General features: G+C 76.0%; 7 protein-coding genes. 4 read left to right on the forward strand and 3 right to left on the reverse strand.

Annotated features, from left to right (window positions below):
• Positions 1-63: 63 nt before the first annotated feature.
• Both ACFWUQ_RS30835 and ACFWUQ_RS30840 read right to left on the reverse strand, forming a co-directional pair.
• A complete protein-coding gene (locus ACFWUQ_RS30835; protein ID WP_384544604.1) occupies positions 64-753 on the reverse strand; it encodes an ABC transporter ATP-binding protein in 690 nt (229 codons plus the stop codon).
• A complete protein-coding gene (locus ACFWUQ_RS30840; RefSeq protein WP_384544606.1) occupies positions 750-1,835 on the reverse strand; it encodes an ABC transporter permease in 1,086 nt (361 codons plus the stop codon). Before ACFWUQ_RS30840 ends, ACFWUQ_RS30835 begins: the two co-directional genes overlap by 4 nt.
• 134 nt (positions 1,836-1,969) lie before the next feature.
• Here ACFWUQ_RS30840 and ACFWUQ_RS30845 point away from each other — a divergent pair, with 134 nt between their 5' ends.
• From ACFWUQ_RS30845 to ACFWUQ_RS30855, 3 genes are all read left to right on the forward strand, one after another.
• Positions 1,970-3,274, forward strand: a complete 1,305-nt coding sequence (locus tag ACFWUQ_RS30845; protein ID WP_384544608.1) for a sensor histidine kinase — start codon at positions 1,970-1,972, stop codon at positions 3,272-3,274.
• A complete protein-coding gene (locus ACFWUQ_RS30850; RefSeq protein WP_384544610.1) occupies positions 3,274-3,903 on the forward strand; it encodes a response regulator in 630 nt (209 codons plus the stop codon). Before ACFWUQ_RS30845 ends, ACFWUQ_RS30850 begins: the two co-directional genes overlap by 1 nt.
• A gap of 66 nt (positions 3,904-3,969) precedes the next feature.
• Positions 3,970-4,185, forward strand: a complete 216-nt coding sequence (locus ACFWUQ_RS30855; RefSeq protein WP_384544612.1) for a hypothetical protein — start codon at positions 3,970-3,972, stop codon at positions 4,183-4,185.
• A 4-nt stretch (positions 4,186-4,189) separates the two neighbouring features.
• Here ACFWUQ_RS30855 and ACFWUQ_RS30860 read toward each other — a convergent pair whose 3' ends face one another.
• Positions 4,190-5,677: a PLP-dependent aminotransferase family protein gene (locus ACFWUQ_RS30860; protein WP_384544614.1), complete on the reverse strand. Its 1,488-nt coding sequence runs from the start codon at positions 5,675-5,677 to the stop codon at positions 4,190-4,192.
• Between the two features lie 88 nt (positions 5,678-5,765).
• Here ACFWUQ_RS30860 and ACFWUQ_RS30865 point away from each other — a divergent pair, with 88 nt between their 5' ends.
• Positions 5,766-5,978 (forward strand): hypothetical protein, encoded by a 213-nt coding sequence (locus ACFWUQ_RS30865; RefSeq protein ID WP_384544616.1) that lies wholly within the window; start codon positions 5,766-5,768, stop codon positions 5,976-5,978.
• Positions 5,979-6,095: the final 117 nt, after the last annotated feature.

The raw sequence follows: 6,095 nt of genomic DNA on the forward strand, positions 1-6,095 counted from the left end.
CCTCCGAACGGAGGGCGCCGGGGGCCTCGCGCGTGCCCGCCGGGGCGCTCACCCCCGTAGCGCTCAGGCCGTACGGGCCGGGTCCGCCGCCACGAGGCGGCCGTCGGCCATGGTCGCCGTACGGTCCATCCGCTCCAGGTGGGCGCGGTCGTGCGTGACCAGCACGGTCGCCGTCCCGCGCTCGCGGGTCAGGCCGACCAGCAGGTCGAGCACCGCGGCGCCGCGCTCGTGGTCCAGGGCGCTGGTCGGCTCGTCGACCAGCAGGACGGCGGGCTCGTTCATCAGGGCGCGGGCGATGTTCACCCGCTGGCGCTGGCCGCCGGAGAGCTGGTGCGGGCGCTTGTCGGCCTTGTCGGCCAGCCCCACCGCGTCCAGCAGCTCCAGCGCGCGGCGGCGCAGCAGCCGGGCCGGCCGGCCGGAGAGGTGGGCCATCACCTGGAGCTGCTCGGCGGCGGTGAGCGAGGCCAGCAGGTTCGGCTGCTGGAAGACGATGCCGATCTCCTCCCGGCGCAGCGCCGCCTTCCCCGCGGCGTCGAGCTCCGCCGTGTCCCGGCCGGCGACCACGACCCGCCCGGAGTCCGGGGTGACCAGGGTCGCGGCGACCGCGAGCAGGCTGGACTTGCCGGAACCGGACGGCCCGACGACCGCCGTCAGCGTGCCCGCGGGTACCTCCAGGCGGACCGCGTCGAGGGCGGTCAGACGGCTGTCGCCGTCGGGGTAGGTCAGCGTGACGTCGTGGACGAGCAGGCTCATCTGGCGCTCCCGAGGGCGGTCAGCGGGTCGACGGCGGTGATCCGCCGGATGGACAGGGCAGCGCCCAGCGCGCCCAGCGCGATCATGACGGCGGCGGGGACGAGCACGGTGGCCGCGTCGAGGACGAAGGGCACGTCGCCGCCGCTGATCAGCGCGCCCAGGCCGACGGCGAGCAGCGTGCCCAGCCCCGTGCCGGCGGCGAGCATGACCACGGCCTGTCCGAGGGCGTCCTTGAGCAGGTACCCGGTGGAGGCGCCCAGCGCCTTCAGGACGGCGACGTCCCCGCTGCGCTGGATCGTCCACACGGTGAAGAAGGCCCCTATGACCAGGGCCGAGATCGCGAAGAGGAAGCCGCGCATCAGCTGGAGCGAGCCGTTCTCGGCCTGGTACGAGCCCATGGCGCCCAGGGCCTCGTCGACGGTCTGGGCCCGGGTGCCCGCGGCCCGGTCCCCGGCGGCGAGGTCCAGGCCGTCCCCGGCGAGGGCCACGACGGTGGCGAGGGTCTCCAGGGAGGTGCCGGGGTTGCCGACGCGCTGCCAGTCGTCGAGGTCCATCCAGACGACCGGGGTGTGGCTGTAGGAGGCGGTGCCGGAGACGGCGGCCACGGTGAGTTCGAGCGCGCCGATCCTCAGCCTGGCGCCGGCGGTGAGGCCGCCGAGCTCCGCGGCCGCCTTCTCGGTGAGGACCGCGGAGCCCTGCGCGAGGCCGCTCCCGCGCGGGCCCAGGGGGCCGGCCGGGTCGACGCCGAAGACGGACACGGCGGCGGTGCGCTCGCCCGAGGCGGCGTTGGTGGTGCGGATGCCGAGCGGTTCGGCCGAGGTCACCCCCGGCTGCTCCCGCCAGGCCCGCCAGGCCTTCTCGGGCACCTGCGAGTGGGTGAAGGACACCTTCTGGTCACCGGCCGGCGCGGCGAACGCCAGGTGCGAGGCGGGCAGGCCGGTGATCGCCGAGACGTTCTCCCGGGCCAGCCCCGAGGTGAGCCCGGACAGCAGGCCGACCAGCAGTGTGATCAGTACGACGACCGAGCCCATGAGGGCGAACCGGCCCTTCGCGAACCGTAGATCTCTCCATGCGACGAACATGATCCCCACCCTGGTCTGCCCCGTGGACACACGGCATCGCGCCACGGTAGAGATCCTCGTATCGAAGGGTGCACGCGGACATCGAACTTTTGGTTGACCGGGGCCGGCCGGCGCCCGCTTACGCTGGTCGGGCCATGGCTGCCCCGATTCCCCCCTCCCCCGCCGTGCCCGCCGTGCCCGCCGTCCACGCCGGACGACCGCTGCCGCCCGTCTCCCGCGTCCTGCGGCTGTGCCTGCACGCGCTGCTCCTCGGCCTGCTCGCGCTGGCCGCCGCCCGGGCCGTCGCGGACTCCGCGCCCCGGTCCGGCTGGGTGGTCGCCGCCTGTGTGCTGCTGGCCGGCGTGTACCTGGGGGGCGTACGCACGCCCGCGGTGCACAGCTCCCCGCGCGCCGGGGCGGTGTGGCTCGCCGGGCTGGGAGCGGCTTGGGCGGCGCTGCTCGCGGTCTCCCCGGACGGGCTGTGGATCGCCTTCCCGCTGTACTTCCTTGAGCTGCACCTGCTGCGGCTGCGCTGGGGGGTCGCGGCCGTCGCCGTGACGGCCTGCGCGGCGATCGGCGGCTTCCTGGCGCACAGCAGCGCGGTGACCCCGGGGGCCTTCCTCGGGCCGCTGCTGGGCGGCGCCGTGGCGGTGGCGACCGTACTGGGCTACCAGGCGCTGTACCGCGAGAGCGAGCGCCGGCGGGAGCTGATCGAGGAGCTGATCACGACCCGGGCCGAGCTGGCCGCCGCCGAGCGCGGCGCCGGGATCATGGCTGAGCGGGAGCGGCTCGCCCGGGAGATCCACGACACCCTCGCCCAGGGCCTGTCCTCCATCCAGCTGCTGCTCCGGGCCGCCGAGCGGGCACTGGCGGAGCCCGCGGCCGGGGCGGGGGCCGGGGCCGGGACGGCGGCCGGTTCGGCGGCCGGGGCCGGGGGCGTCCCCGCCGATGCGTCGGCGGCGGCGCTCGCGCACATCGCCCGGGCGCGCGGGGCCGCGCAGGAGAACCTGGCCGAGGCACGCCGCTTCGTACGGGCCCTCACCCCGCCGGACCTGGAGCACGGGTCGCTCGCCGCCGCCCTGGAGCGGCTGTGCGCGGGGGTCCCGGGGCCGCGGGTGCGGTTCTCGTTGAGCGGCGGCCCGCGGGTGCTGCCCACACCGTACGAGGTGGCCCTGCTGCGGATCGCGCAGTCGGCGCTGGCGAACGTGGTGCGCCACGCGCGGGCCGGCCGCGCCGAGATCACCCTGACCTTCATGGACACCTCGGTCACCCTGGACATCGTGGACGACGGGCTGGGCTTCGACCCCTCCCGCGCCGGGTCCGGGTCCGGCGGCGGCTTCGGGCTGCCGGCGATGCGCTCGCGCGCCGAGTCGCTCGGCGGGCTGTTCACCGTGGAGTCCGACCCCGGCCAGGGCACCGCCGTGGCCGTCACCCTGCCGTTGCCCGTGGAGGCCCCCTGATGACCATCCGGCTGCTGCTGGCCGACGACCACCCGGTGGTACGGGCCGGGCTGCGCGCGGTGCTCGACACCGAACCGGACTTCGCGGTGACCGCGGAGGCCGCGACGGCCGAGCGGGCGGTCGAGCTCGCCGGCTCGGAGCTGGTGGACGTGGTCCTGATGGACCTCCAGTTCGGGTCCGGTATGCACGGCTCCGAGGCGACGGCCCTGATCACGGCCCGCCCGGGCGCGCCGCGGGTGCTCGTCCTGACCACGTACGACACGGACGCGGACATCCTGGCGGCGGTGGAGGCGGGCGCCTCCGGCTACCTGCTCAAGGACGCCCCGCCGGAGGAGCTGGCGGCGGCCGTACGGACCGCCGCGGCCGGTCAGTCGGCGCTGGCGCCGGCGGTGGCCCTGCGGCTGATGGACCGTATGCGGACCCCGGCGGAAGCGCTGACGAAGCGGGAGCTGGAGGTGCTGCAGCTGGTCGCGGACGGCCTGTCGAACCAGCAGATCTCCAGAAAGCTCTTCCTCAGCCAGGCCACGGTCAAGTCCCACCTGGTGCACATCTACGCCAAGCTCGGCGTCGACTCGCGCACCTCGGCGGTGGCGGCGGCGGGCAGCCGGCGGCTGATCCGTACACGCTAGGGCCGGCCCCGGGGAAGGCGGCTTGCGGGGGTTGGCCCCCCGGCCGGTCCACCGGCCCGCAGGCGGGTGGACGGGGCTTCGACCCGGCTGTGGTGGGTGGCACGGGGCTGGCCTTCCGGCCTCCTCGACGGCGGGTCCCTCACCGGCGCACTCGGCCGGGCGGACGCGTGGGACCTGGTCTTCGGCGCCGGCCGGAGCCTGCACCTGGCGGCCGTGCTCGCCGCGCTGGCACTGATGTTCCGCCCGACGGCCAACGCGTACTTCCGCGCGACCGCCCGGTAGCGATTCACGCCACCCAGTGCGGGCGCTCCACCGTCGACGGCAGCGGGACCCCGTCGTGGAGGGCGCTCGCGAGACGCCGCACGCCCTCGTCCAGCCGCTCCGGGGGAAGGGTGTACGGGATGCGCAACCGGTGCTCGAAGGTGCCCGGGTCCACCCCGAACCGGGCTCCGCGCCCGATGTGGACCCCGGCCGCCGCCGCCCGCTCGGCGAGCGGGGAGCTGACGGCCTCGCCCAGGTCCACCCAGAGCGAGAGGCCGCCCGGCGGGAGCCGCCAGGACCATTCCGGGGTGTGCCGCTGGAGCGAGCGCACCAGCGCCTCGCGCTGCGTGCGCAGCTGCGCGAGGCGCGGGGGCAGCGACCGGTCGAGGCCCGCCATCAGCGGGAGCGCGACCAACTGGTCGAGGACGGAGCCGCTCATGTCGGCGGCGACCCGCACGGCCGTCAGCTCGGCGATCATCTTCGCGGTGGCCCGGATCCAGCCCACCCGCAGACCGCCCCAGTGGGTCTTGCTGAGCGAGCCGATGGTCACCACGTGGTCGGCGCCGCCGCGCGGGGCCAGTGAGGCCAGGGGCGCGGGGGCCGGGACGTCCAGCGCGATGTCGGCGACGGTCTCGTCGACCACCAGCCAGGTTCCCGTCCGCCGGGTGGCGGCGAGCAGCCGCAGCCGCTCCTCGGGCGGCATGAGGGCGCCGGTCGGGTTCTGGAAGTCGGGGATGACGTACGCCAGCCTCGGCACGGTCTGGCGCAGCGTGGACTCGGCTATCTCCATGTCCCAGCCCGCGTCGGAGACGGCGATGGAGCCGGTGCGCAGCCGGGCGTGGCGCAGGGCGTCCAGGGCGTTGGCGTAGGTCGGGTTCTCGGTGACGACACGGTCCCCGGCCCGGCAGAGCAGGCTGACGACGAGGGCGAAGGCCTGCTGGGCGCCGGCTGTGACCAGGATCTGCTCGGGGCGAGTGGGCAGCCCGCGCCGCGTGAACCGCTCGGCGACGGCCGTCCGCAGGTCGGGCAGGCCGAAGGGGTGGTAGCCGGGGCTGCGGGCCGCCCCCGGCAACCGGGCCGCGGCCCAGGCGAGGGCGTCGGCCAGGCCGCCGTCCGGGGCTCCCATGGCGGCGATGGCCAGGTCGATGCCCGGGTCCCCGTCGGGGCTGTAGCCGCCCGCCCCGATCAGGGCGTGGGCGCCGACCGGGCGGTGCCCGTCGGGGAGCTCGGTCCAGGTTCCGGAACCGCGCCGGCTGCGGACGTAGCCGCTCTCGCGCAGCAGGTCGTAGGCACCGGTGACGGTCGCGCGGCTGGCGCCGACCGCCTCGGCGAACTCGCGCTCGGCCGGCAGCCTGACGTGGAGCGCGACGCGGCCGTCGAGGATCAGCGTGCGGACGGCGTCGGCGAGGGCCCGGTAGCCGGGCTTGGCCAGCACCTCGGCGGGCAGCAGCGCCGCGAGCTGGCGGCTGCCGATGGTTCTGTCCGCCGTCTGGACCACTCGCCCGTTTGCCATGCCAACCTCCCCTGATTGGCTCTGCCGGCCAGGCCAATCGAGGACCAGACTCGCCTTATTGGCCCCCGATTGGCAAGGAGAAGCCGAGATGCTCACCGATCGCGAGGAACGAGCCCTGCTGACCGCCACCGAGAACCGGATCGCCGAACCGCTGCGGATCGGGGCCGCGCTGGCCTCCCTGCGGCGCGCCCTGACCTCCGGACGGCGTACGGCCGCCCGGGCGCAGGAGCGAGAATCGGCGTTATGCCAGAGCACACCGAAGCGCGGGGCGCCGAACCGCGCCGCACCGATCCGTCACTGACCGCGGCGCGGCCGGGTCCGGAGCCAGCCCCCGCGCCGGGACCGGGCGCGGACCCCGCCGGGGTTACCGGGGCGGGCCCCGCCGGGGGTGCCGGGGCCCAACCGGGCGGGGTAGCGG

Source organism: Streptomyces sp. NPDC058662 (assembly GCF_042716255.1).
Classification (GTDB): Bacteria; Actinomycetota; Actinomycetes; order Streptomycetales; family Streptomycetaceae; genus Streptomyces.